The 25659-nt window shown below is 57.3% G+C and carries 19 protein-coding genes; 5 read left to right on the top strand and 14 right to left on the bottom strand.

The genetic code is table 11. From position 1 onward, the window contains the following. Window positions 1–216 precede the first annotated feature (216 nt). The gene (locus RS584_RS04830; RefSeq protein ID WP_026080602.1) at window positions 217–1101 is read left to right on the top strand and encodes a nucleoside-specific channel-forming protein Tsx; all 885 of its coding nucleotides are present in this window, start codon (window positions 217–219) and stop codon (window positions 1099–1101) included. 88 nt (window positions 1102–1189) lie between these two features. Here RS584_RS04830 and RS584_RS04825 read toward each other — a convergent pair whose 3' ends face one another. From RS584_RS04825 to queA, 7 genes are all read right to left on the bottom strand, one after another. Next, window positions 1190–1870 (bottom strand): helix-turn-helix transcriptional regulator, encoded by a 681-nt coding sequence (locus RS584_RS04825; protein WP_193041817.1) that lies wholly within the window; start codon window positions 1868–1870, stop codon window positions 1190–1192. A 10-nt stretch (window positions 1871–1880) separates the two neighbouring features. Beyond that, window positions 1881–2246: a VOC family protein gene (locus tag RS584_RS04820; protein WP_017383165.1), complete on the bottom strand. Its 366-nt coding sequence runs from the start codon at window positions 2244–2246 to the stop codon at window positions 1881–1883. Window positions 2247–2384: 138 nt separating this feature from the next. After that, complete coding sequence (gene secF / locus RS584_RS04815) at window positions 2385–3356, bottom strand: protein translocase subunit SecF (RefSeq protein ID WP_003859105.1); 972 nt, start codon at window positions 3354–3356, stop codon at window positions 2385–2387. 10 nt (window positions 3357–3366) lie between these two features. Then, entirely contained in the window at window positions 3367–5214 is a 1848-nt protein-coding gene (secD, locus tag RS584_RS04810; RefSeq protein ID WP_017383164.1) for a protein translocase subunit SecD, read from the bottom strand. A gap of 27 nt (window positions 5215–5241) precedes the next feature. Beyond that, on the bottom strand, window positions 5242–5574 hold the full coding sequence (yajC, locus tag RS584_RS04805) for a preprotein translocase subunit YajC (RefSeq protein WP_003859109.1): 333 nt from the start codon (window positions 5572–5574) through the stop codon (window positions 5242–5244). Window positions 5575–5596: 22 nt separating this feature from the next. Next, entirely contained in the window at window positions 5597–6724 is a 1128-nt protein-coding gene (gene tgt, locus RS584_RS04800; RefSeq protein WP_015571303.1) for a tRNA guanosine(34) transglycosylase Tgt, read from the bottom strand. Between the two features lie 53 nt (window positions 6725–6777). Next, window positions 6778–7848, bottom strand: coding sequence for a tRNA preQ1(34) S-adenosylmethionine ribosyltransferase-isomerase QueA (queA, locus tag RS584_RS04795; protein WP_015571304.1), 1071 nt, complete (start codon window positions 7846–7848; stop codon window positions 6778–6780). Between the two features lie 92 nt (window positions 7849–7940). Here queA and acpH point away from each other — a divergent pair, with 92 nt between their 5' ends. Together acpH and RS584_RS04785 are read left to right on the top strand one after the other, a co-directional pair. Further along, entirely contained in the window at window positions 7941–8522 is a 582-nt protein-coding gene (acpH, locus tag RS584_RS04790; RefSeq protein ID WP_015571305.1) for an ACP phosphodiesterase, read from the top strand. A 127-nt stretch (window positions 8523–8649) separates the two neighbouring features. Beyond that, window positions 8650–9252, top strand: a complete 603-nt coding sequence (locus tag RS584_RS04785; RefSeq protein ID WP_003859113.1) for a peroxiredoxin C — start codon at window positions 8650–8652, stop codon at window positions 9250–9252. A gap of 48 nt (window positions 9253–9300) precedes the next feature. On the opposite strand, the gene RS584_RS04780 is transcribed toward RS584_RS04785, so the two are convergent. From RS584_RS04780 to phoB, 7 genes are all read right to left on the bottom strand, one after another. Further along, complete coding sequence (locus RS584_RS04780; RefSeq protein WP_315749028.1) at window positions 9301–10680, bottom strand: DUF3999 domain-containing protein; 1380 nt, start codon at window positions 10678–10680, stop codon at window positions 9301–9303. Further along, on the bottom strand, window positions 10677–13286 hold the full coding sequence (locus tag RS584_RS04775) for a DUF2339 domain-containing protein (RefSeq protein WP_315749027.1): 2610 nt from the start codon (window positions 13284–13286) through the stop codon (window positions 10677–10679). The genes RS584_RS04780 and RS584_RS04775 overlap by 4 nt, the downstream gene beginning before the upstream one ends. 91 nt (window positions 13287–13377) lie before the next feature. Beyond that, window positions 13378–15195 (bottom strand): maltodextrin glucosidase, encoded by a 1818-nt coding sequence (gene malZ / locus RS584_RS04770; protein ID WP_315749026.1) that lies wholly within the window; start codon window positions 15193–15195, stop codon window positions 13378–13380. A 590-nt stretch (window positions 15196–15785) separates the two neighbouring features. After that, window positions 15786–17159 carry a proline-specific permease ProY gene (gene proY, locus RS584_RS04765; protein WP_017383160.1) on the bottom strand — a complete coding sequence of 458 codons (1374 nt, stop codon included), beginning with the start codon at window positions 17157–17159 and terminating at the stop codon, window positions 15786–15788. 81 nt (window positions 17160–17240) lie between these two features. Then, window positions 17241–18560: a branched-chain amino acid transporter carrier protein BrnQ gene (gene brnQ, locus RS584_RS04760; RefSeq protein WP_003859118.1), complete on the bottom strand. Its 1320-nt coding sequence runs from the start codon at window positions 18558–18560 to the stop codon at window positions 17241–17243. 409 nt (window positions 18561–18969) lie between these two features. After that, window positions 18970–20265, bottom strand: coding sequence for a phosphate regulon sensor histidine kinase PhoR (gene phoR / locus RS584_RS04755; protein WP_023315505.1), 1296 nt, complete (start codon window positions 20263–20265; stop codon window positions 18970–18972). A gap of 21 nt (window positions 20266–20286) precedes the next feature. Beyond that, window positions 20287–20976 carry a phosphate response regulator transcription factor PhoB gene (phoB, locus tag RS584_RS04750; RefSeq protein ID WP_003859122.1) on the bottom strand — a complete coding sequence of 230 codons (690 nt, stop codon included), beginning with the start codon at window positions 20974–20976 and terminating at the stop codon, window positions 20287–20289. Window positions 20977–21163: 187 nt separating this feature from the next. Here phoB and sbcD point away from each other — a divergent pair, with 187 nt between their 5' ends. Together sbcD and sbcC are read left to right on the top strand one after the other, a co-directional pair. Beyond that, window positions 21164–22369, top strand: a complete 1206-nt coding sequence (gene sbcD, locus RS584_RS04745) for an exonuclease subunit SbcD (RefSeq protein ID WP_315749025.1) — start codon at window positions 21164–21166, stop codon at window positions 22367–22369. Then, window positions 22366–25497, top strand: coding sequence for an exonuclease subunit SbcC (sbcC, locus tag RS584_RS04740; RefSeq protein WP_315749024.1), 3132 nt, complete (start codon window positions 22366–22368; stop codon window positions 25495–25497). Before sbcD ends, sbcC begins: the two co-directional genes overlap by 4 nt. The last annotated feature ends 162 nt before the right edge of the window (window positions 25498–25659 follow it).

The following is a 25659-nucleotide window of genomic DNA, read 5'->3' as shown; positions in this document are numbered from 1 at the left end:
TGGATTGGCAACATAAATGATTGCCGCTACAATCCCGCCCGTCTAAAGTACGCAAACGTGAACGCAATCGATTACGTATGTGAGAGATATGTGAAACAACACATATTTTTGTGAGCAAGGATTCCTATAATAGGCTCCGCAGAAATACGAAATATTTAGAAACGCAATTCGCGCATTTTTCACTCCCGGAAGGGAATTTCAATCAGTGGCATGATTATGAAAAAAACATTACTCGCAGCCGGTGCAGTTCTGGCACTCTCCACCTCTTTCACTGTTAACGCAGCGGAAAACGACAAACCACAATACCTTTCCGACTGGTGGCATCAGAGCGTTAACGTTGTAGGCAGCTACCATACCCGTTTCGGACCGCAGATCCGTAACGATACCTACCTCGAGTACGAAGCATTCGCTAAAAAAGACTGGTTTGATTTCTATGGCTACATGGACGCACCGGTATTCTTCGGCGGTAATACCGACGCGAAAGGTATCTGGAACCACGGTTCCCCACTGTTCATGGAGATCGAACCCCGCTTCTCCATTGATAAACTGACCGGTACCAGTCTGGCGTTTGGTCCGTTCAAAGAGTGGTATTTCGCAAACAACTACATCTACGACATGGGTCGCAACAAGTCCGGTCGCCAGAGCACCTGGTATATGGGTCTGGGTACAGACATTGAGACTGGCCTGCCGATGAGCCTGTCCATGAACGTGTACGCGAAATACCAGTGGCAGAACTACGGCGCCGCGAACGAGAACGAGTGGGACGGCTACCGTTTCAAAGTGAAATACTTCGTGCCAATTACCCAACTGTGGGGCGGCAACCTGAGCTATATCGGCTTCACCAACTTTGACTGGGGTTCAGACCTGGGCGATAACGATTTCCGCGACCTGAACGGCAGAAAAGCGCGCACTAACGACTCCATCGCGTCCAGCCACATCCTGGCGCTGAACTACGATCACTGGCACTACTCTGTTGTTGCGCGTTACTGGCACAACGGTGGCCAGTGGAACGACGACGCCAGCCTGAACTTTGGCAACGGCGACTTCAGCGTTCGCTCTACCGGTTGGGGTGGTTACCTGGTCGTGGGTTACAACTTCTAAACAGTGCGGATTCCGCCCGGTGGCGCTACGCTTACCGGGCCTACGATCCGAATGTAGGCCGGGTAAGGCGTAGCCGCCCCCCGGCTTTTTACTGCCTCACCTTGCGCAAAAAATCTGCCAATGACCTGTCCGCACTTTCGCTAAACCGCCTCTTCGTCTGCACAATATTGAGGCATCGGTCGAGACGGAAGCAGCGGTAGTCATCGCGCCGTTCACACCACGCGGCCAGCAGCCAGTGCTCACCCCAGAAGAACAGCCCCAGAGGTTGCACTTCACGCCATGATAACTGTCCTGCCTCATCACGATAATGCAGTGCCAGCACACGCTGGGCGGAAATCGCCTGATGGATCACGTCGAAACCACTACGGGAATGTGGCTGAAGGGCAATATCCGGCGCGTAAATCCGCGTCTGCTCAGCTTTGCGGCGGCTCTCTTCTGGCAGGATCGCCAGCACTTTTTCCTGGGCCGACTCCAGCTCGCGCGACAGCGATTCCCCGCCCCAGGTTTTGAGCAGGCGAATCGCCACCATCAGCGCCTCGGACTCTTTGTTGGTCAGCATCAGCGGGGGTAAATCAAAACCCGACATCAGCCGATATCCGCTTCCCGCCTCGCCTTCCACCGGCACGCCGGAAAGCGACAGGTCGCGGATATCGCGGTACACCGTGCGCTCGGACACGCCAAGCCTTTCCGCCAGATGCGCTGCCGTTGTCAGACGCCTGCCCCGAAGGATCTGCACAATCTGGAACAAACGGTCAGCGCGTCGGGTCATCGGTTTACTCTCATACCGGTTGATGGAGGCCGACGCGATTACCTTCGCTGTCGGTAAACAGGGCTATAGTACCAATGCCTTGCGGCAGTTCCAGCGGGCCAAACACGCACTCACCGCCCGCAGAAGCAATACGATCGAGCGTGGCCGCCAGATTGTCAGTATGCAGGTAAATAATAGCGCCCTGCGAAGACGGTGTAACGCCGTCAAATTTCGCCAGCGCGCCGCCGGTGGCCGGATCCTCGTGCGGGAAAATCGCCAGATCAGCCACGTCCATCTTCTCGCGCCGCAGCGCGACCTGCATCACCGACTCATAAAATTTGATGGCGCGATCCATATCGGCGACCGGAATTTCAAACCAGTTAATAACACTTTTCATACGTCCTCCTGCCTGTTGTTAGGGTTCAGAAGGAGTCTACGACAGGGCTCCTGACAGCATACTGTCAGGAGTGTTTTTGAGATGCAGACAAAAAAAATCCCGGCCAACAGGCCGGGATTTCGATACTACATAAGACTCTTACGGCAGAATGGACGGCTGATCCGCCCCTTCTTTCTCGACTTTCTGCTGGATCAGATGCTCACGCTTCATGCCCAGCTTCAGCGCCAGTGCGGACGCGACGTAGATAGACGAGGCCGTACCGATAGACACACCGATCAGCATGGTCAGCGAGAAGCCTTCCAGCACCGGGCCGCCGAACAGGAACAGCATCAGGATCACCATCAGGGTGGTGCCGGAGGTGATCAACGTACGGTGCAACGTCTGGGTCAACGACACGTTAAAGATTTCGTACGGCGTGCCGCGACGGATCTTACGGAAGTTTTCACGAATACGGTCAGATACCACGATACTGTCGTTCAGTGAGTAACCGATAACGGACATCAGGGATGCCACAATCGTCAGGTCAATCTCAATGTGGAACAGAGACAGTATGCCCATGGTGATCACCACGTCGTGCGCCAGGGCGATAACCACGCCTGCCGCCAGTCGCCACTCAAAGCGGAAACCGACGTAAATCAGGATCGAGATCAGCGCCACCAGCAGCGCCATCGCACCGGTCTGCGCCAGGTCAGCACCAACGCTCGGGCCGACAAACTCAATACGCTTAACCGTTGCATCCTGGCTGGTCGTTTCGTTAATAACCTGGACGACCTTGCTGCCCAGCTCCTGGCTGCCGTTGGCATCGTGAACCGGCGGCATACGCACCATGATGTCGCGGCTGCTGCCGAAGTTCTGTAACAGCGGCTCTTCAAAGCCCGCTTTTTGCAGAGACTCACGCATCTGGTCCATATCGACCGGTTTTTCCAGGGTAATTTCGATCACCGTACCACCGGTGAAATCCAGACCCCAGTTAAAGCCTTTCACGCCCATAATGACGATGGACAAGATCAGCAGAAAACCTGAAATGCCGAAGGCCCAGTAGTCCCAGCGCATAAAGTCCCAGACTTTACGGCCGTGGTTCAATTGTTCAACAGTATATTCCTGTGCCACAACGCACTCCTCAGATAGACAGCTTTTTGACGCGCTTGCCGCCGTACAGCAGGTTCACGATGGCACGGGTGCCGACAATAGCGGTAAACATCGACGTTGCGACACCGATACCGGTAGTAATCGCAAAGCCTTTGATCGCGCCAGTACCCACTGCATACAGGATAAGAACCTTAATCAGTGTTGTTACGTTCGCATCGAAGATGGAGCTGAACGCCCCTTTGTAGCCTTCTTCGATCGCCTGCTGTACAGAACGACCGTTACTCAACTCTTCTTTGATACGTTCGTTTATCAGTACGTTGGCGTCGACCGCCACCGCAAGGGTTAGAACGATACCCGCAATCCCCGGCATGGTCAGCGTCGCCCCCGGCAGCAGAGACATGATACCGATGATCAGCACCAGGTTGGCAATCAGCGCGGAGGTCGCAATCAGGCCGAACTTCTTATAGAAGAAGATCATGAAGATGATGGACACCGCCAGACCGGCCAGACACGCTTCCAGACCCTGTTTGATGTTCTGCATACCCAGGGTTGGACCGATGGTACGTTCTTCAACAATCTGAATTGGCGCAATCAGCGCACCGGCACGCAGCAGCAGAGAGAGCTGACGCGCTTCGTTCGGGTTGCTGATACCGGTAATACGGAAGCTGTTACCCAGACGAGACTGGATGTTGGCGATGTTAATCACCTCTTCCTCTTTCACCAGCACGGCACGGCCATTGGCGTCTTTCTTACCGCTGTCTTTGTACTCCACGAACAGGGTCGCCATCGGCTTGCCGATGTTGTCCTTGGTGAAGTTAGACATGATGTTGCCGCCTGCGCTATCCAGCGAGATGTTAACCTGCGGCTGGTTGTACTCATCCTGGCTTGAAGTGGAGTCGGTGATATGGTCACCGGTCAGGATCACGCGTTTGTACAGCACAACCGGCTGGCCTTCGCGGGTCTGTTTCACTTCGGAATCGCCCGGTACACGGCCTGAAGCCGCAGCAGCCTGGTCGACATTGGAGTTAACCAGACGGAACTCCAGGGTCGCCGTCGCGCCCAGAATCTCTTTCGCACGGGCGGTATCCTGGATACCCGGCAGTTCGACCACGATACGGTCAGCACCCTGACGCTGTACCAGTGGCTCAGCCACGCCCAGCTGGTTTACACGGTTACGCAGAATGTTAATGTTCTGCTGAACGGCGTATTCACGAGCTTCACTCAGACGCGCGTCGGTCATTACCGCACGCAGCTGGTTGCTGCCCTGAGAGGTGATCACCAGATCGCGGTGACGCTGAGACAGATAGGTCACAGCCTGATCGCGTGCCGCGCTGTCGCGGAACGTGATGCTCAGGCCGTAGTTATCTTCTTTACGTACGGTGGTGTACGGAATGCCCTTATCGCGCAGATCGCTGCGCAGGCTGTCGATATTCTGTTCCTGTAACTTGCCGAGCGCGGTATCCATATCCACTTCCATCAGGAAGTGAACGCCGCCACGCAGGTCAAGACCCAGTTTCATTGGCTCTGCGTTCAGCGCAGCCAGCCAGCGTGGGGTTGCAGGAGCAAGGTTAAGCGCCACGACATACTTATCACCCAGCACGCCCATCAGCGCTTCACGTGCGCGGAGCTGCGTGTCGGTGGTGTCGAAGCGAGCAAGAATTGCGCCCTCTTCCAGTGCCACAGACTTAGCGGTAATTTTTTCTTCTTGTAACGTTTTCTGGACCTGGATCAGCGTTTGCTCACTGGCGGCGACACCGCGCGCGCCAGTGATTTGAACGGCCGGATCCTCACCATACAGGTTGGGAAGCGCGTACAGCAGGCCGACGATAATCACGACGACCAGCATGATGTACTTCCACAAAGGATAACGGTTTAACACGGCAGTTCCCTTTGGGAAAAGTTGGGATTACAGCGCCTTCATGGTGCCTTTCGGCAGAACGGCAGCTACGAAGTCACGTTTGATAACCACTTCAGTGGTGTCGTTGAGGGCGATAGCAATGTAGCCGTTTTCCGCTACTTTGGTTACGCGACCCACCAGGCCACCATTGGTCAGGACTTCATCGCCCTTCGCGATGGAGTTCATCAGGTTTTTGTGCTCTTTAGTACGCTTCTGCTGTGGACGCAGGATCATGAAGTAGAAGATCAGACCGAACACAACCAGCATCAGAATCAGAGACATCGGGCTGCCCTGCGCTGGTGCACCCGTTGCTGCTACCGCATCAGAAATAAAAAAGCTCATTCAAATTCCCTCATTATTAAAATTAATCAACGTTCAACGGTGGAACATCCCGCCCCTGACGTTGGTAGAAATCGGTCACGAAGCTCTCTAATTTACCCTCTTCGATAGCCTTACGTAAACCAGCCATTAAGCGCTGATAATAACGAAGATTATGAATGGTATTGAGACGCGCCCCCAAAATCTCGTTGCAACGATCGAGATGATGCAGATACGCGCGAGAATAATTGCGACAGGTATAGCAATCGCACTCGGAATCGAGCGGGCTGGTGTCACTCTTATGCTTCGCGTTACGGATTTTCACCACGCCATCGGTAACGAACAGATGACCGTTACGCGCATTTCGGGTTGGCATAACGCAGTCGAACATATCAATGCCGCGACGTACGCCTTCCACCAGATCTTCTGGTTTACCCACACCCATCAGGTATCGTGGTTTATCCGCCGGGATTTGCGGGCAGACATGCTCCAGAATGCGGTGCATGTCTTCCTTCGGCTCACCCACAGCCAAACCGCCGACAGCGTAGCCATCAAAGCCTATCTCTACCAGACCTTTAACCGAGATATCGCGTAAATCTTCGTAAACGCTGCCCTGAATAATGCCGAACAGCGCATTTTTGTTCTGCAGGGCGTCAAAACGATCGCGGCTACGCTTCGCCCAACGCAGAGACATCTCCATAGAGCGTTTCGCGTAGTCCCAGTCGGCCGGGTAAGGCGTACATTCGTCGAAGATCATCACGATGTCAGAGCCGAGATCGTACTGAATCTCCATCGATTTTTCCGGATCGAGGAAGATTGGATCGCCGTTGATCGGGTTACGGAAGTGTACGCCCTGCTCGGTGATCTTACGGATATCGCCCAGGCTGAAGACCTGGAAACCGCCGGAGTCGGTGAGGATCGGGCCTTTCCACTGCATGAAATCGTGCAGGTCGCCGTGGAGCTTCATGATCTCCTGACCCGGACGCAGCCACAGGTGGAAGGTGTTGCCGAGGATAATCTGTGCGCCAGTGGCTTCAACTTCTTCCGGCGTCATTCCTTTTACGGTGCCGTACGTGCCCACAGGCATAAACGCGGGGGTTTCGACCACGCCGCGATCAAACACCAGACGACCGCGACGCGCGCGGCCATCGGTGGTATCAAGTTCAAATTTCATTTTTTCTCCGACGTCAGAAAAACAGTCCAACGTTGTAACACGGTGCCGCGGACTTATTCCCCGACACGCTCATTCAAAGCCTGCGGATTGTACGTGATAAACATCGCGTCACCGTAGCTAAAAAAGCGATATTTTTGTTCTACCGCAGACTTGTAGGCGTTCATCGTATGCTGATACCCCGCAAACGCGGAGACCAGCATAATCAACGTCGATTCAGGCAGATGGAAGTTGGTCACCAGCGCATCAATGACTTTGTACTGATAGCCCGGGTAGATAAAGATCTGCGTATCGCCAAAGAACGGCTCAATCAGCTCGCTTTTCGCGGCCTGCGCAGCGCTCTCAAGGGAACGTACCGACGTTGTACCGACGGCCACGACGCGATTACCGCGCGCTTTCGCCGCCAGCACCGCATCCACAACCTCCTGTGGCACTTCGGCATACTCAGAGTGCATGATGTGGTCTTCGATGCTGTCCACGCGCACCGGCTGGAAGGTGCCTGCACCAACGTGCAGCGTCACGAACGCCATCTCAATGCCCTTCGCGCGCAGTTTCTCCAGCAGCGGCTCATCAAAGTGCAGGCCCGCCGTTGGCGCCGCCACCGCGCCAGGCTTCTGGCTGTAGACAGTCTGATACAGCTCGCGGTCGGCCTCTTCGTCCGGGCGCTCAATATACGGCGGCAGCGGCATGTGGCCGATGGCGTTGAGGATATCGAGCACCGTGCGCTCGTCGTTGAATTCCACTTCAAATAGCGCATCGTGACGCGCGGTCATGGTCGCTTTGATGCTCTCGTCATCCCCCAGCAGCAGTTCAGCGCCCGGCTTCGGCGCTTTAGAGGCGCGAATATGTGCCAGAATACGTTTATCATCGAGCATACGTTCGACCAGCACCTCAATCTTACCGCCGCTGGCTTTACGGCCAAACAGACGCGCCGGGATCACGCGGGTATTGTTAAAGACCAGCAGATCGCCAGGGTTGAGCTTGTCGAGCAGATCGGTGAAAGTACCGTGCGTCAGCGCGCCCGTTGGCCCGTCCAGTGACAGCAAGCGACAGCTGCTTCGCTCAGGCATGGGGTAGTGAGCAATCAGGGATTCAGGTAGTTCAAAGGAGAAATCGGCGACGCGCATGACGTATACTCGTGACTTAAAAACAGGCGGCATAGTCTAGTGCTCACACCCTTTTGCTGCAACAACTAGCCGCCACCGGACAACGAAAACGCATGAATTTTCTCGCTCACCTGCATCTCGCTCATCTCGCGGACAGCTCCCTCTCCGGCAATTTGCTGGCCGATTTTGTACGCGGCAACCCCGCGGAAGCGTATTCCCCTGAGGTTGTCGACGGGATTTTTATGCACCGCCGCATCGACGTGCTGACCGATAACCTGCCGGAAGTGACGGAAGCCAAAGCCTGGTTCCGCCCCGAAACGCGACGCGTGGCGCCGATCACGCTCGACGTCATGTGGGATCATTTCCTGTCGCGCCACTGGTCCCGGCTGTCGCCTGATATGTCGCTGCCTGAGTTTGTGCGCTACGCCCACGCGCAGGTGTCTATCATTTTGCCGGACTCCCCGCCGCGCTTTGTGAATCTGAATAACTATCTCTGGTCTGAACGCTGGCTGGAGCGATACCGCGAGATGGATTTCATTCAGAACGTCCTGAACGGCATGGCGAGCCGTCGACCGCGTCTGGACGCGCTGCGCGACTCATGGCATGACCTGGATGAACATTACGATGCGCTGGAAACCCGCTTCTGGCAGTTCTACCCGCGAATGATGACGCAGGCGAAAAATAAAGAACTGTGATGCCGGTATGATTGATAGGTAAAAGCTGGCGGAACGATTGTCGCCACCTCTTTGTCTTATTCGCGAACACTCTCTATACTGGCCCGCGTTGCGTTCTAAATAACCTTAGTATCTACAGGAGAATCATATGGTTCTGGTAACTCGTCCGGCTCCGGATTTTACAGCTGCCGCCGTTCTGGGCAATGGTGAAATCGTTGAAAACTTCAACTTCAAACAGCACACCAACGGTAAAGCGACCGTTCTGTTCTTCTGGCCAATGGACTTCACTTTCGTTTGCCCGTCTGAGCTGATCGCGTTCGACAAACGTTACGAAGAATTCCAGAAGCGTGGCGTGGAAGTGGTTGGCGTCTCCTTCGACTCTGAATTTGTACACAACGCATGGCGTAACACCCCTGTCGAAAACGGCGGCATCGGTGCAGTGAAATACGCGATGGTTGCGGACATCAAACGCGAAATCCAGCAGGCTTACGGTATTGAACATCCGGACGCTGGCGTTGCACTGCGTGGTTCTTTCCTGATCGACGCGAACGGCATCGTTCGTCACCAGGTTGTGAACGATCTGCCGCTGGGTCGTAACATCGACGAAATGCTGCGCATGGTTGACGCGCTCCAGTTCCACGAAGAGCACGGTGAAGTGTGCCCGGCTCAGTGGGAAAAAGGTAAAGAAGGTATGGCGGCTTCCCCAGACGGCGTAGCTAAATACCTGTCTGAGAACGTATCCAGCCTGTAATCGGCACGGTTTACGAAAAAACCCGCGAATACGCGGGTTTTTTTTGGCTTATGCTGCGCCGTCTTTTTTTACCTCGCGCCAGATGCGCCATGCCATACCCGCAAGCACCATCACCCCCGCAATCAGTACGCCCCAGACCATCAGCGTTTTCATTCTGCTTTCCTGCTCAGCCGCAGACGTCGCGGTTAAACGCGACTCGCCGCCCAGCGGGACAGGTTCCAGCGTATCCACCATCGGCAGGGCTGCCAGATCGTAGGTTTTACGCAGTTCGGTCGGGATCAGCATATTCGTCTCCACGCTCGCCGGTTTCGCAGCCCCGTTCCCCCACGCGAGCAGGTACGGCCCCTTCCCCTGCGCGTTGAACACCAGATCGTAGCGCACGCGTTGCCCGGTTACGCCAGGCAGGTTCTCAGGCAGTCGCGCATTGAGGGTCTTAATTTTTACCGCCTCGACCAGCCCGCCAGGAAGCGGAACAGGTTCAGACGTTTTGCCGCCGAGCTGGTAGATCACCTCTTTTTTCAGCGTATGCCACCGATCCTTATCCGCCTCCCGCCAGGCTATTTCTGCCGGGAGAACGCCGTCGCCATTCAGCATGAAGCCGATCGCACTCAGAGGCTGCGGATGTTTCCAGCGCCACACGGCTTCGCTTTCGGATAACCGCTCCCCCTCTCCCGCCAGGCTAATGTGCTCTGATTCCGGCTGCGCAGGCGCGTTAATCGCGTTGACGCCGGTTAACGTCAGGGCAGAACGCCCCGTGTTCAGCACCAGCAGCAGATAGCGATTCGCCTCAGGAGATAACACCAGATCGGTATCGATGCGGTCGAGCTTCAGGCGATCCTGTCCACTCATCACGTCCAGCAGGGGCATCTCTTCGCGCAGGGTATACCAGTTTTTCAGATCCTCGCTGTAATAGACCGATGCCGTCCCCTGCCACGAGCCCTGCGGCGTGTCCCAGAAAAGCTGGAGCTGAGAGAGTGGAACCTCCGTCGCGTTTTCCGGCAAAGTCAGCAGATAGTGCTGTCCGGCAGCCGCCGCGTGTTGCCCTTCCAGCACAATTTCCACGCCGTTTCTGGCCCGTAGCATAATTTTATCGCCGCTCCCCTCTTCCCCGCCCGGCGAGGCGTTAAGCGCAAAGAGGCGCAGCGCCGTGGTGGTCGGTGCCGGCTGCGGACGCGTCGTGGTAACCAGGCTGAACGGTACCGGCTCGCCCGACTGATTAAACACGCGCACGTCGCGCAGATCGGGCGATGTGCTCTGCTGATAAACCGCCAGCGGCAGCATGACCCGATACCACGGCGAAGAGGCAGAGGTATCAAGGGACAGGCCATAGGCATAATCCCGCGGGGATTCCGCTGGCGCGCCCTCGCTGAATGCCGGACCGGCCAGGGCCAGCAGTGCCGCACAAACAACCGCGTTCATCCATTTCATTTTTCTTCTCCTGCTTTAGGCGGTAGCGGCGAGAAATAGCCCACAATCAGGACCAGGATCGCCACGCCAATAAACGCGACGGCGCGCGCCAGGCCGCCACCGCCCGCGCTGTCCACCAGCATCAGTTTGAGCATGACCACCGCCAGTAGCGCCGCACCGCCAAGCCACTGCTGACGGGAGGCGTGACGGGTGGCGCGGATCATGACCACCAGCGCGCAGAACATCCAGAACAGGGCAAAGGTGGTCTGGATAAGCCGCGAATGCCACAACGACTCCATATTCCAGGCCACCTCGCCGTACCACGCCAGCGCGCGCAGCAGTGCGCCGTTAAGCCACCAGAAACCCAGGGCCATCAGCACAACGGCGGGCCACGGACGGGACTGCGCAAGCGATGCCGGATAGTAGCGATCCACTGCCCGATAAAACACCACCAGCCCCAGCAGCGCGAACGCCGCCCCTTCCTCAAGCGGGTTCACCAGCGGCAGCCAGGTCTGTTGATAGACCACACCGTCCTGCAAATTGGTCACGACCAGTAATACCACCAGCGCCACAACCACAGGGATCGCGGCAAGGCAGGCGTAGAGCGCAGGCCATACCCGGAACGGCCACCCGCGACGCCGTACGGCCGCGGAGAGCGCCATAATCACCCCACCGCCAACAGCCATCGCAATGCCGCTTCCCCAGGCCGCCATGCCCCACGGCAGGGAGCGGGCAAACCAGTAAAGCTCGGCGGCTATGGCGAGTAAAATCATCCACACCAGCGACAGATGCAGCCCCATTGAGATGCGCGGCAGAAGTTTATCTTCGTCGCGCCGCAGCAGCATCAGGGCGGCAGGCAGCGCGATAGCCCAGGCCAGATTTGCCCAGCCGGCCGCCAGGATCTGCTGTTGCCAGACCTGATACAGCACCATCAGCAGCATCACCGGCCACAGCAGCCATTTGCTGGCATCCAGCTCCCGCCATGCCAGACGAGCGGCAGCCTGCCGCCATCCCCAGGCCGACGCCGCCGTCAGCGCCATCACGCCTGCCAGAACCGATAACTCCTGCTTCAGGAACAGCTGCGACGCGCCCAGCAGCGCCACTAACCAGAACAGCAGCCCACCGGCCAGCAATGCCCAACTGCCCGGCTGCGCGATTTTCTGCCACAGCCAGGCCGCAGCCAGCCAGCAAAGACTGAGCACTGCGAAAATAAGCAGCAGGCTCAGCGAGGTGACGCCGTCCATTTGCGCCCATATCGCGCTGCCGAGCGCCAGCGCCAGCAGGGCCGTCCCGCTATAGCTCATGCGCCGCTGCTGCTGTTGCACGCCCAGCCAGAGAATACCCAGCCCTTCCAGCGCCCAGGCCATCGCCGTCCAGCGCGCTGAAAGCGCCAGCGGAATGGCAAGCGTGGCAAACCCGCCGCCGATCGCCAGCGCCGCCATAACCAGTGGCCGCCCGACAGACGGATAGCGTCGCAGTGCGAGAAACGCCAGTGAGAGATAAAACGCACCATAGCCCAGCGCGCTGAGCGCCGGGCCGTACGTCCAGTGAGACGTCATGCCATACTGCATCCCAAAACCAATCAGCGGCGGAGCAAACAGCAGTACGCCGTCAATAATCTGTTTGCCTTTTTCCTGCGCCCGCAGCGACAGCGCCACGCTAAACACGCCAAAAATAAGCGTATTAGCAATCAGGAACAGCTGACAGATAGCATAGTCTTCAGGCTGGTAGTCGCTCAGCCCCCATACCCCGCCAACGCCAAACGTGAAGAGCAGCCCGAGCAGGTTGAGCTCGCGCCAGTGCTGCCAGATGCTGATGACGAGAATACCGATGGATAACAGGAGATAGAAGGAGAACAGCGCCACAAAGCTACCGCCCCCGGTAGACAGGAGCAGCGGCGCAAGATATCCGCCGAGGCTCGCCAGCATGGCAAGGCTCAGCGCCTTTTGCAGCACGGCCAGCCCGACGCTCGCCGCGCAAATCACCACCAGCAGCGCAAACGCCAGCGTCATCGGCAGCATTTGCCACAGCCGGAATGCGCCAAAGACGGTCAGATAAAGCACGCCGGTCGCCCCGCCCTGGAGGATCAGCGCGTAGATCCGCTGCCTGTGCCGCAGCCGCCATCCAACGGCCAGCAGAACCATGGCAAACAGCGCCGTGGCGGCAAGACGCAGTTCAAGCGGAAACAGTGAATGTTCAACGGTATAGCGCAGCAGGAAAGAGAGGCCGAGGAAGAGCAGTACAATCCCCAGTTTTGCCAGCGGATTGCCCTGCATAAACCAGCGCGTCAGCGAGGACAGGATACCGCCAAAGGCGGAAGGCCGTTTTGCCGCCGGTACACGCGCAGGTTCTGCTTGAGTGACGGGCGGTTCGGGACGCCAGGGATCGACAGGTGCGGTAACGGCTTCTGCCACCGACGCTGGCGTCTCCACCGGCGCGGCGGCCTGCACCGGCTCCGGCGCTTTCTCAGCGACACCGCGCTGCTCAAGCGCCTCAATGCGCTGGCGAAGCCGGGCGATCTCCTGCCGCGCCGCCGTGCTTCGGTTAAAACCTATCAGCGCGAGCACGGGTGCCACGACCAGCGCAAAAACCAGGAACAAACAGCCAAGGATGTAAAGCTCGTCCATGTTTCCACCTTCACCGTAAACGATCCGCTAAGATTGACACAAATCGTTGCATTTGCGCCATCTTAAAAGGTGAAAACCATTCTGCCTGCGCTTAGCTGCCGAACCAGACCGCAGCGGAGATCGCGGGCAGCGTGAGCACGCTCTCCTGGAACGTCGCTTTACCCTCTTTGATCTTCCACGTTTTACCGGCCAGCAGCGGTGAATCTTCCAGCACCACTTCACACGCCTCGCCCCGGTTGATCGCCACCAGCACGCGCTGCTGGTTATAGACGCGGACAAACACCACCACGTTATCGTGGGCGTACATCACCTGACAGCCCCCGTAGCGCAGGGCCTGACTCTGCCTGCGCAGCGTCGCCATACGCTGGTACAGGCTGAGCAGATCCTGATCCTGTTTTTCACTCTCCCACGGGAAGGTTTTACGGCAGAACGGATCGTTATTCCCCTCCAGCCCCACTTCATCGCCATAGTAGATGCAGGGTACGCCCGGCCAGGTAAAGAGCCAGGTCACTGCCAGCGGCAGACGCGCCACATCTTTACCCAGCAATGATTTAAAGCGCGCGGTATCATGGCTGTCGAGCTGGTTAAACATCCGCAGCTGCTGCTGATGCGACAGGCCAGCGCGATAGTTTTCCATCCACACCATGCAGGTTTCGGCGTCGATATGCTGCGGATCGTAAGAGATATCGGTGTTAGCGAGGAAACCCCACAGCGGGAAGGTGAAGCCGCGATAGTTCATCGCCGCGTCTTCTGCATCAGCCTGCAACCACTGACGCGCGTCGCCAAAGTGCTCCCCGAAGACGAATGCTTCCGACCGGGCCGCTTTTGCCGACCGGGTAATGGCGGCGACATGTTGAAGGTTATTCCGCGCCCCGCCTGATTCACCCAGCATATGCACCACATCCAGCCGCCAGCCGTCCATGTTCCACGGCGCTTTCAGCCAGTGGCGCACGATGCTGTCGTCGCCGCCGTAGATCTCATTCACCAGCGATGGCGACTGGAAATCGAGCTTCGGCAGGCTCGGGTAGCCCAGCCAGTCCAGGGCGCGGCCATTCTCATCAAAACTGTACCAGTCACGCTGCGGTGAGTCAGGATTATGGCATGCGCCGCTCATCGACTGATTATGACGGTCAAACCACGCGTGAGAATCACCGCTGTGATTGAACACGCCATCAAGGATCAGGCGCATACCTTCTTTTTGCGTGTTGTGTCGCAGCCGCAGCAGCGCCTCGTCACCGCCAAACTGCTCGTCAACGTGGCGATAATCCTGCGTATCGTATTTGTGCACGCTTGGCGCTTTAAACACCGGGTTCAGGTACAGCGCCGTGACGCCGAGCGTTTTCAGGTACGGCAGTTTTTCGCTGATACCGTCGAGATCGCCGCCGTAAAAGGTCGATCCCCCCGCCTGGGCGGTCAGCGGCTCGTCCCATTTTTTCAGAATAATGTCGTGACCGACCGCATGATGGTAATAAACCTTGTCCTGATCGGCGGTGCGCTTTTCGCTGCGCGCAAAGCGGTCCGGGAAAATCTGGTAAAAGACCTGATCGTTAACCCACTGCGGGCCGTTATCCGGGTGATCCACGGCAAACTGCTCCAGCCGGGCCGGAGGAAAACGGCTGAAGCCCTGCGGGGTAAACCACAGCTGGCGGTTGTTCCACAGCAGCTTAAAGCCGTAGCGGCGACGCGGCTGCCCGCTGCGCAAATTGATATTTGCCCGCCACGCCGTGACGCCCGGCTGCGGCTGGCTGCGCACTTTGTGCATTTTCAGCGACGTTTCTTCGTTATCCACTTCGGCGCGCAGGGTCACACGTTCAGGCTGATTGTCCCCTGCCAGCCAGAGCGTAATCACAAGGTTGTCTTTGTTTTGCTTAACAAATGGGGCAACCGGAAGGTGCCAGGCGTTTAACATCACGAATCCCCTTTGATGAAATTGACGTCACCTTGCCACAGGGTGATTAAGGATAGCTCACCATGATGGGATTTATTGGGGGAGGAGGACGGGGGAGGAGGCATCAGTGCGGCCTGATGCTCTCCCCCTCTCCTACGGGGAGAGATAGCCCCAGCAATTTGAAAGCAGAAGCAATAACGTTCCCTTCAGAATAACTGAGGGCTTTCAGCGATGCCTCGGTCCGGCTGAAAATCGCCGAAGCGTTGCCGTAAGGCCGGGGCGAGGCGCAGGGATGCGCCGAGAGGGCGTGGCCTGCATGGATGCAGGCTCATGCCCGACCCGATAGCCTGAAGGAATAAGCTGAGGGCACCGCGAAGCGGCGATTTTCCGCCGGGAGCCCGGGTCGCCAGGGTGGTGGCGACTGAGCCACCCTGGCACGTTCACCGCTCATTTCGCTACAGAGTAGCAAGGAACATAGAGTGAACGGAATGACCACCAGAGCCGTATGTTCCCCCTCACCCCAGCCCTCTCCCTTAAGGGAGAGGGGGCCGTCTGTGCAGGCATTATTTTGCGGGGAACCCTCAGCCCACGGGGAGAGGGTGAAAAGAATGTTACTGTGCTTCCGCCAGCTGACGATCGCGGCGACATTTAAACATCCAGCCCACCAGCAGCAGGACGATCCACGCGAAGCCCACGTACAGGGAAATACGGGTATCCGGGTGATAACCAATCAGGCCAATGATGAAGACCAGGAAGATGAGACCGACAATGGTCGTTGGCACGCCGCCCGGCACTTTAAACTTCAGCGCTTTGGCCTCTTCTGGCGACAGGCGGCGACGGAACGCAATCTGCGACAGCAGGATCATGATCCACACCCACACCGTCGCAAAGGTCGCCAGTGACGCAATCACCAGGAAGACGTTCTCCGGCATGATGTAATTCAGGTAAACCGAGAACAGCAGCGCCACGGTCATGACCAGCACCGTTACCCACGGGGTGCCGCGACGCGACGTTTTGGCAAACACCTTCGGCGCACTGCCCTGCTCCGCCATGCCGTGCAGCATACGACCCACGCCGAACACGTCACTGTTGATGGCCGACAGCGAGGCGGTCAGTACCACAAAGTTGAGAATGCTGGCGGCAAACGCAATGCCCATATGCTGGAAAGTCAGGACAAACGGGCTGCCGTTGGTGCCCACCTGGTTCCACGGGTAGATGGACATAATCACAAACAACGTGCCCACGTAGAACACCAGGATACGCATCGGCACCGAGTTGATGGCGCGCGGAATGGACTTCTCCGGATCTTTCGCTTCCCCGGCGGTGATGCCGATAATCTCAATACCGCCGTAGGCGAACATGACCATCTGGAGCGACATGACCATCCCGAGCCAGCCGTTGCTAAAGAAGCCGCCGTTGCTCCACAGGTTATGGATGCCGGTTGGCTGCCCACCGTTACCGATACCCCAGATGATGATGCCGAAACCGGCGAGGATCATGATGATAATGGTCGCGACCTTGAAGAAGGAGAACCAGAACTCCAGCTCGCCAAACACCTTCACGCTCATCAGGTTGACGGCGCAGATGATCAGCACCACGCTCAGTACCCAGATCCAGTGCGGCACGGCGGGGAACCAGACCCCCATATAGATGCCAAACGCCGTCACATCGGCAATGGCGACAATCAGAATTTCGAAGCAGTAGGTCCAGCCGGTGATAAACCCGGCCAGCGGACCTAAGTTTTCCTGCGCGTAGCGGGAGAAGGAACTGGCAGAGGGGTTGTGAACCGACATCTCCCCCAGCGCACGCATGATGATATAGGCCGCCACGCCGCCGATGATGTAGGCCAGCAGAACGCTTGGACCGGCCATTTTGATGGCATCTGCCGAGCCATAAAAAAGACCGGTGCCGATAGCCGAGCCCAGCGCCATAAAGCGGATGTGGCGGGTGCTCAATCCACGTTTAAGTTTGTTAGTGCTTTCCATTAAAATCTTGCCATTCAACACGAAAAAAACAAAAAACCACGGGGCCTTAAGCCCCGTGGTTAAACAATTTGTTGCCGTTGATTAATGGGCGTTGGATGTCACCTGACGCCCTGCCGCACGGTCCCAGATAATCGCCAGAACCAGCGCTACAACGGAAGGCATCAGCCAGGCCAGGCCCTGCTCGGACAGCGGCAGACGCTGTGTCCAGGCTGGCAGGATTTCTGCAAATGCTGATGCTTTGATCCCGTCAAGGATACCAAAAATCAGGCTGATAAACATGGCCGGCGCAATAATTCGCGTCGAGTTATGCCACCACGGGCGGGTGAAGCTCAGCACCACCAGCACGATACATGGCGGATAGATCGCCGTCAGCACCGGAATTGACACCTGAATCAGGTGGCTCAGACCGAGGTTTGACACCGCCATGGAGAAGATGCCGAGGATAAACACCAGCGTGCGGTAAGAGAGCGGCAGATACTGAGCGAAGAACTCCGCGCAGGCGCAGGTCAAACCCACCGCCGTCACCAGACAGGCCAGGAAAATCAGCGCCGCCAGCAGCATGCTGCCTGCACCACCAAAGGTATGCTGCACGTAAGCATGCAGGATTGCCGCGCCGTTTGCGCTCTGATCGACCAGCGTTGCGCTATCTGAACCCAGACGGAACAGCGCCAGATACAGCAGCGTCAGGCCGACACCGGCCATCAGGCCAGCCCAGATGGTGTAGCGAGTCAGCAGGCGCGCTTCGGTCACCCCGCGGGAACGCGCGGCGTTAACGATAACGATACCAAACACCATCGCACCGAGCGTATCCATTGTCAGATAGCCGTTCACGAAACCGTTTGAGAACGCCGCGTTCTGGTAAGCGTCCATCGCGGAGCTGATGGGCCCCGCAGGCCAGACGATGGCCGCAACCGCCAGCACGATCAGCGCCACAATTTTCAGCGGAGCCAGGAAGTTACCCACGGTATCCAGCAGTTTGCCCGGATAAAGCGAAACCAGGATCACGATGGCGAAGTAAATGAGGCTGTAGATAAACAGCGGCATCGCGCCGTCACCGGTCAGCGGGGCGATACCCACTTCAAAGGAGACGGTCGCCGTACGCGGGGTCGCGAACAGCGGGCCAACGGCCAGATAGCAGACGGTTGCCAGCAGAACGCCAGCCACTTTGCCAATCGGGGTGCTGAGGCTGTCCACACCGCCACCGACTTTCGCCAGCGCGATAACGGTCAGTACCGGCAGGCCCACGGCAGTAAGCAGGAAGCCAAACGCAGCCGTCCAGACATGTTCACCCGCCTGTAAGCCAACCATTGGAGGAAAAATGATGTTGCCTGCGCCAACGAACAGCGCAAATGTCATAAAGCCCAGCGCGATAATGTCACGCGATTTCAAGTGATGGGTCATAAAACCTTACTGCCTGTGGATGTGGTGTTGAATACGTTGAGATTTTCGCCATCCCTCACGGGACGATACAGCGGAAAATTTGCTCAATTTCAGCGGGATATGCTCCCGTCCTGGCGTGGCGAAGAATAGTTTTTCGATTTACCACGCAAATACAGTCGGTCTGACAGTATATGGGGGGCAATTTAAACGCTTATAACGTTTAAAGGCAAGAAGGGATCGTAAAACCAGAACAATATGCCAGCATGAAAATTCAGACCAAAATAATATGCCATGTATAAGAAAAACTCATGGCTAATCATGCGAACAAAAAAGCACCAGCCGTATAATATTCATCCGCGTTTCGCTTGACTGCAAAGCAAACGGGCCAGCAATCGCTGGCCCGTGGAAAGGTAGCCTGACACATCTGCCGTCAGGCGCTTTTTTTGGCAATTAATCGTTCCGGAATCACGAAGCTAAAGCGCGTGCCCTTACCCAGGGTGCTTTCGATATTGAGCCGGCTTTCATGGTGGCTGACGGCATGCTTCACAATTGCCAGTCCCAGTCCGCTCCCGCCGGTCTGCCGCGAGCGCGCCTTATCCACCCGGTAGAACCGTTCGGTGAGACGCGGGAGGTGTTCGGGCCCAATCCCCGGCCCGTTGTCCTCGACGCTAAACTCAGCGCCCGCCGGGGTATGCTGCCAGCGCACCGCGATATGCGTCCCTTTCGGGGTATGATTCACGGCGTTATAGACCAGGTTTGAGATAGCGCTTCGCAGCTCATCTTCACTGCCGAGCACTTTCAGCGTGTTATCAACGTCAAAACTCAGGGTGTGCTGATTATGACTCAGCGTTTGGGCTTCGCGCTCCACCACCCGCAACATCATCGGCACATCAATGATGTCGTTTAGCGCCAGCGACGGCGCAGCCTCAATCTTTGAAAGCGTCAGCAGCTGTTTGACCAGCCCTTCCATGCGGAACGTCTGCTCCCGCATGGTATGCAGTGCTTTCTCACGCGGCGCCCCCTCAAGCGTTTGTTCCTGCATCATCTCCAGATAGCCCTGAAGCACCGTCAACGGCGTACGCAGCTCGTGGCTGACGTTGGCAAAGAAGTTACGTCTCGCGCCCTCAAGCTGGTGCATCTGGGTAACGTCCCGCGCCACCATCAGCCACTGCCGATCGCTGTAGGGCATCACGCGGATTTCCAGATGGCGACCGTTATTGAGCTTCAGATTGTGCGGGCGCGAAAAATCCCGCTTTTTCAGATACAGCGTGAACTCGGGATAACGCAGAAGGTTCAGGATGTTCTGACCATTATCATCCGGCCAACGCAGGCCCAGCAGCTGTTGCGCGAGGCCATTACACCAGAAGATTGTCCCTTCTTCTGTCGTCAGGATCACCGCGTCCGGCAGCGACTCCGCACCGCTACGAAAGCGTTTGATCAGGCTTCCCAGCTCACGACGGCGCTTTTTGTTACGCATCTGCATCTGGTGCAGGCCGTAGAGTAGCGGTTCCCAGCTCCCGCTTCCCGGCGGGGGTGTCATACTTCTGTCGACCCACAGCCACCAGGAGAGACGCAGTAAATTCCAGAAATGCCAGACGAGCAATCCCGTCACGGCCACCAGTAAAAACCACGGCAGATAGCCAAAGATAGCCCCCAGAATGAGGGCCGGAATACAACATAAGATCAGTTCAAAGACGAGCCTTTTCCATGACAGACGTTCCAGCACGCGTCACACTCCTGTCATTGTTCAGAAACGGGTCGAGAAACGATAACCCGTGCCGCGGACCGTCTGTACCATGCGATCGTGGCCGCTCAGTTCCAGTGCTTTACGCAGGCGGCGAATATGGACGTCAACCGTTCGGTCTTCGACATAGACGTTAGTTCCCCAGACGTTATTCAGCAACTGTTCGCGGCTGTAAACGCGCTCCGGGTGGGTCATAAAGAAGTGCAGGAGTTTAAATTCGGTCGGTCCCATATCGAGGGGATTTTCACCGGTCATGACCCGGTGTGAGGTAGGATCCAGGCTCAGCCCCTGCATCTCAATCACCTCTTCCACCGCCATCGGTGAAATACGGCGCATCACGGCTTTGATACGCGCCACCAGCTCTTTCGGGGAGAACGGTTTAGTGATGTAATCGTCCGCGCCGGTTTCCAGACCGCGCACGCGATCCTCTTCCTCGCCGCGCGCCGTCAGCATTACCACCGGGATATCGCGGGTCATCGCCTCGCGTTTGATATGCTTGATAAACTGCAATCCGGAACCGCCAGGCAGCATCCAGTCCAGCAGGATCAGATCGGGCCAGGGTTCATTCAGCTGGTTCACCGCGCTGTCATAATCTTCCGCTTCAACCGGCTGGAAGCCATTTTGTTCAAGCACGAAGCACACCATTTCACGGATCGGAGCTTCATCTTCTACGACCAGAATACGTCTCGCCATACTTTGCCCTGTCTTATCGTATTTAAGTTACAAGTCTGTAATGCGGCGTCATTATGCGTCAGATTTATGACAGATTTATGAAAAACATTACCACTATAAATGGCAAACTGTTGTTTTATTACAGCGGTTATTTTCCCTTCCCTGAACGTTTATAATCCTGCTTTCTTATTATTGCCACGGATCTTTTATGCGCATACTTCACACCTCAGACTGGCACCTGGGTCAAAATTTTTACAGCAAAAGCCGCGCCGCGGAACATGAAGCGTTCCTGAACTGGCTGCTGGAGACGGCTCAGGCTCACGAGGTGGACGCGATTATTGTGGCGGGCGACATTTTTGATACCGGATCGCCGCCGAGCTATGCGCGTGAGCTGTACAACCGTTTTGTGGTCAACCTCCAGCAAACCGGTTGTCACCTTGTGATTGTCGCTGGAAACCATGACTCGGTGGCGACGCTGAATGAATCCCGCGATATTCTGGCGTTCCTCAATACCACCGTGGTGGCCAGCGCCGGACACGCGCCGCAGATCCTGAAAAAACGCGACGGCACGCCGGGCGCAGTGCTGTGCCCAATTCCGTTTTTACGCCCGCGCGATATCGTGCAAAGCCAGGCAGGTCTGTCCGGCAGCGAAAAACAGCAGCATCTGTTGCAGGCCATCACCCGCTATTATCACCAGCAGCATACGGAAGCCTGCGCCCTGCGCGGCGAACAGGCCATTCCGATCATTGCCACCGGGCACCTCACCACCGTCGGGGCCAGTAAGAGTGACGCGGTGCGCGAGATTTATATCGGTACGCTGGACGCGTTTCCGGCGCAAAACTTTCCCCCGGCCGACTACATTGCCCTCGGGCATATTCACCGGGCGCAGATCATCGGCGGCTGCGAGCATATCCGCTACTGCGGCTCGCCCATTTCGCTCAGCTTTGACGAAACGGGCAAAGCCAAATCCGTGCATCTGGTGAGCTTCACCGGAGGCAAACTCAGCGCCGTTGAGACGCGTGAGGTGCCGGTCACCCAGCCGCTGGCGGTGCTGAAAGGCGATCTGGCCGCCATTACCGCTCAGCTTGAGCAGTGGCGCGGCGCAGCGCTTAATCCCCCCGTCTGGCTCGATATCGAAATCACCACCGACGACTACCTGTACGATATGCAGCGTAAAATTCAGACGCTGACGGAAGACCTTCCCGTGGAGGTGCTGCTGGTACGCCGCAGCCGCGAGCAGCGCGAGAAAATACTGCTCAACGCCCAGCGTGAAACGCTTAGCGAACTTCGGGTTGAAGAGGTGTTCGCGCGGCGGCTTGCGCATGAAGAGGTGGACGAGGCCAGACGCACCAGGCTTAACGAGCTGTTTGCCCAGACCCTGCATTCCCTCCATGACGAGGACGAAAACGCATGAAAATTCTGAGCCTGCGCCTGAAAAATCTAAATTCGCTAAAGGATGAGTGGAAAATTGATTTCACCGCGGAGCCGTTCGCCAGCAACGGGCTGTTTGCCATCACCGGCGCAACCGGCGCGGGTAAAACCACGCTGCTGGATGCCATCTGCCTGGCGCTTTACCACGAAACGCCGCGTCTTAATAAGGTCTCTCAGGCGCAAAACGACCTGATGACGCGCGATACCGCCGAATGCCTGGCAGAAGTGGAATTTGAGGTCAAAGGCGTTGCTTATCGCGCTTTCTGGAGCCAGAACCGCGCCCGCAACCAGCCGGACGGGAACTTACAGGCACCGCGCGTTGAGCTGGCCCGCTGCGAAGACGGCAAAATTCTGGCCGACAAAGTCACGGATAAGCTGGAACAAACCGCCACGCTTACCGGGCTGGACTATGGTCGCTTTACCCGCTCGATGTTGCTCTCTCAGGGGCAGTTTGCCGCCTTCCTGAATGCTAAACCGAGCGATCGCGCTGAGCTGCTGGAGGAACTGACCGGCACGGAAATTTACGGCCAGATTTCCGCCATGGTTTTTGAAAAACACAAAGCGGCACGTAACGCGCTGGAGATGTGCGAAGCGCAGGCCGCAGGGGTTGTGCTGCTGAGCGAGGAACAGCAGCAGCACTTGCAGCAAAGTTTGCAGGCACTTACTGACGAAGAAAAAGTCCTGCTGGCACAGCAGCAAAGCCAACAGAAAGATTTTCAGTGGCTTACGCGTAACGACGAACTGATACGTGAGCAGCAGCGTGCAGCCGCTTCGCAGCAGCAGGCGCAACAGGCTCTGACGGACGCCGCGCCCCAACTGGCGAAGCTCCAGCTGGCGCAGCCCGCCGCCCAGCTACGTCCGCTATGGGAGTATCAGCAGGAGCAGACCACCCGCCTGGCGCAGACAACAGAGCGAATTGTTGAAGTAAATACTCGCTTACTCGACAGAGCGGCGCAGCGCTCGCGTATTCGCAACGGTGCGCTGCGCAACCGTGAACAGTTGCAGACAGAGCACACGGTACTGACGGAGTGGCTGACCGAACACGACCGTTTCCGTCAGTGGGGGCAGGAAATTGCCGGCTGGCGGGCGCATTTTACGCAGCTGGGTCGCGATAAAAATCAGCTTGTTGCCCAGTCAGCGCGCATGGCTGAGCTTCGTCAGAAGCTGGCTGAGTTGCCTGAAAGTACGTTGACGCTGACGGCTGAGGATCTCGCGACGGCAATGGAGCAACAGGCACAGTCGCGGGCGCTCCGCCAGCGTCTGACAGCGCTTCACGCTCGCTTTCAGCCGCTGCAAAAACGGCTGCGCCAGAATGCGGAAAGCGTGCATAAAGCGCAGGCTGAGCAGGCTAAGCTCAATGAAACGCTGATCCTGCGGCGTCAGCAGTTTAAAGAGAAAAATCAGCACTATGCCGACCTGAAAGCGCTCTGTGAGCGTGAGGCGACAATCAAGGATCTTGAGAACTATCGTGCACAACTCGAAGCGGGTAAGCCTTGCCCGCTCTGCGGTTCACGCGAACACCCGGCAGTTGTGCAGTATCAGGCGCTTGAACTGACCGACAATCAGCGCCGCCGCGACGCGCTGGAGAAAGAGGTTGCTGCGCTAAAAGAGGAAGGATTGCTGGTGCTCGGGCAGGTGAATGCGCTGACCCAGCAGATCCAGCGCGAGACAGAGGAAGCACAGGCTCTCTCTGAGGAAGAGCAAGCACTCACTAAAGAGTGGCTGGAGGTCTGCGCCTCCCTGAACATAGCGCTGAATATTCAGGATGATATTGCCCCCTGGATGAGCGAACAGGAACAGTATGAACGCCAGCTGTATCAGCTCAGCCAGCGTCTGACGCTGCAAAACCAGCTCAATGAACAGGAAGGTCAGGCGCGCCAGTACCAGCAGCAGCTGACGGCGACGCGTCAGGCGCTGGCGGCCTCGTTACAATCGCTGTCGCTTAGCGTGCCCGATGAAGGGGCTGAAAGCGCCTGGCTGAGCGCGCGCGAAAGCGAATATACCCTGTGGCAGGAAAAACAGGCCCAGCACGGTACGATTCAGGAAGGTATTAACGCCCTGATGCCCATTCTGGAGACGCTGCCGGTTACCAATGATGCAGAAGCCGACGCGGTTATCCCTGAGAACTGGCGCGGCATCCACGACGAATGCGTGTCGCTGCAAAGTCAGCTCACCACCCTACAGCAACAGGAGACGCTTGAGCGTGAACGGCTCCAGCAATCACAGGCTCAGTTCAACGCCGCGCTGACCGCGAGCTGCTTTGCCGATCGGGAGGCATTTCTCTCCGCCCTGCTGGATGAAACGTCGATCCACCAGCTTGAACAACAAAAGCAGACGCTGGAAAACCAGCTCCAGCAGGCCACGGCGCTTTCGGTGCAGGCAAGCCAGCAGCTTCAGGCGCATCAGGCACAGCGCCCCGAGGGGCTGGAAACCGATGCCGCAACGCTTCAGGCGCAGTTACACCAGCTGGCGCAACAGCTTCGGGACAACACCACGCATCAGGGGGAGATCCGCCAGCAGCTCAAACAGGACGCCGATAACCGTCTGCACCAGCAGGCGCTTATGCAGCAGATTGAGGAGGCGGCGCGTCAGGCCGACGACTGGGGCTATCTCAACGCGCTGATAGGCTCCAGCACCGGCGATAAATTCCGTAAATTCGCCCAGGGGCTGACGCTGGATAATCTGGTGTGGCTTGCCAACCAGCAGCTCAACCGTCTGCATGGCCGCTATCTGCTTCAGCGTAAAGCCAGCGATGCGCTGGAGCTGGAAGTGGTCGATACCTGGCAGGCCGATGCGGTACGCGATACCCGTACCCTTTCCGGCGGGGAGAGTTTCCTGGTCAGCCTGGCGCTGGCTTTAGCGCTTTCCGATCTGGTCAGTCATAAAACGCGCATTGACTCGCTGTTCCTGGATGAAGGGTTCGGCACGCTCGACAGCGAAACGCTGGACACCGCGCTGGATGCGCTCGACGCGCTGAACGCCACCGGGAAAACCATTGGCGTGATCAGCCACGTAGAGGCAATGAAAGAGCGCATTCCGGTGCAGATCAAAGTGAAGAAGATCAACGGGCTGGGATATAGCAGGCTGGACAGGGAGTTTGCGGTGCAGTAAATGGGGGGATGATGCGCTCTGCTGCCCTCACCCTGGCCCTCTCCCTGTGGGCTGAGAGTTCCCCACAAAATAATGCCTGCACAGACGGCCCCCTCTCCCTTGAGGGAGAGGGCTGGGGTGAGGGGGAACATACGGCTCTGGTGGTCATTCCGTTCACGTTAT

The sequence above is a fragment of the Enterobacter sp. DTU_2021_1002640_1_SI_PRY_ASU_LCPMC_013 genome (assembly GCF_032389435.1).
GTDB lineage: Bacteria > Pseudomonadota > Gammaproteobacteria > Enterobacterales > Enterobacteriaceae > Enterobacter > Enterobacter hormaechei_C.
This window is presented reverse-complemented; position numbering and strand designations above follow the sequence as displayed.

Excerpts from the sequence above, each read along its gene's own strand:
- brnQ (WP_003859118.1), bottom strand. The coding sequence starts at position 18,560 with ATGACCCATCACTTGAAATCGCGTGACATTATCGCGCTGGGCTTTATG.
- RS584_RS04830 (WP_026080602.1), top strand. The coding sequence starts at position 217 with ATGAAAAAAACATTACTCGCAGCCGGTGCAGTTCTGGCACTCTCCACC.
- sbcD (WP_315749025.1), top strand. The coding sequence starts at position 21,164 with ATGCGCATACTTCACACCTCAGACTGGCACCTGGGTCAAAATTTTTAC.
- yajC (WP_003859109.1), bottom strand. The coding sequence starts at position 5,574 with ATGAGCTTTTTTATTTCTGATGCGGTAGCAGCAACGGGTGCACCAGCG.
- RS584_RS04780 (WP_315749028.1), bottom strand. The coding sequence starts at position 10,680 with ATGAAATGGATGAACGCGGTTGTTTGTGCGGCACTGCTGGCCCTGGCC.
- acpH (WP_015571305.1), top strand. The coding sequence starts at position 7,941 with ATGAATTTTCTCGCTCACCTGCATCTCGCTCATCTCGCGGACAGCTCC.
- tgt (WP_015571303.1), bottom strand. The coding sequence starts at position 6,724 with ATGAAATTTGAACTTGATACCACCGATGGCCGCGCGCGTCGCGGTCGT.
- sbcC (WP_315749024.1), top strand. The coding sequence starts at position 22,366 with ATGAAAATTCTGAGCCTGCGCCTGAAAAATCTAAATTCGCTAAAGGAT.
- RS584_RS04775 (WP_315749027.1), bottom strand. The coding sequence starts at position 13,286 with ATGGACGAGCTTTACATCCTTGGCTGTTTGTTCCTGGTTTTTGCGCTG.
- phoB (WP_003859122.1), bottom strand. The coding sequence starts at position 20,976 with ATGGCGAGACGTATTCTGGTCGTAGAAGATGAAGCTCCGATCCGTGAA.
- RS584_RS04785 (WP_003859113.1), top strand. The coding sequence starts at position 8,650 with ATGGTTCTGGTAACTCGTCCGGCTCCGGATTTTACAGCTGCCGCCGTT.
- proY (WP_017383160.1), bottom strand. The coding sequence starts at position 17,159 with ATGGAAAGCACTAACAAACTTAAACGTGGATTGAGCACCCGCCACATC.
- malZ (WP_315749026.1), bottom strand. The coding sequence starts at position 15,195 with ATGTTAAACGCCTGGCACCTTCCGGTTGCCCCATTTGTTAAGCAAAAC.
- RS584_RS04825 (WP_193041817.1), bottom strand. The coding sequence starts at position 1,870 with ATGACCCGACGCGCTGACCGTTTGTTCCAGATTGTGCAGATCCTTCGG.
- queA (WP_015571304.1), bottom strand. The coding sequence starts at position 7,848 with ATGCGCGTCGCCGATTTCTCCTTTGAACTACCTGAATCCCTGATTGCT.
- RS584_RS04820 (WP_017383165.1), bottom strand. The coding sequence starts at position 2,246 with ATGAAAAGTGTTATTAACTGGTTTGAAATTCCGGTCGCCGATATGGAT.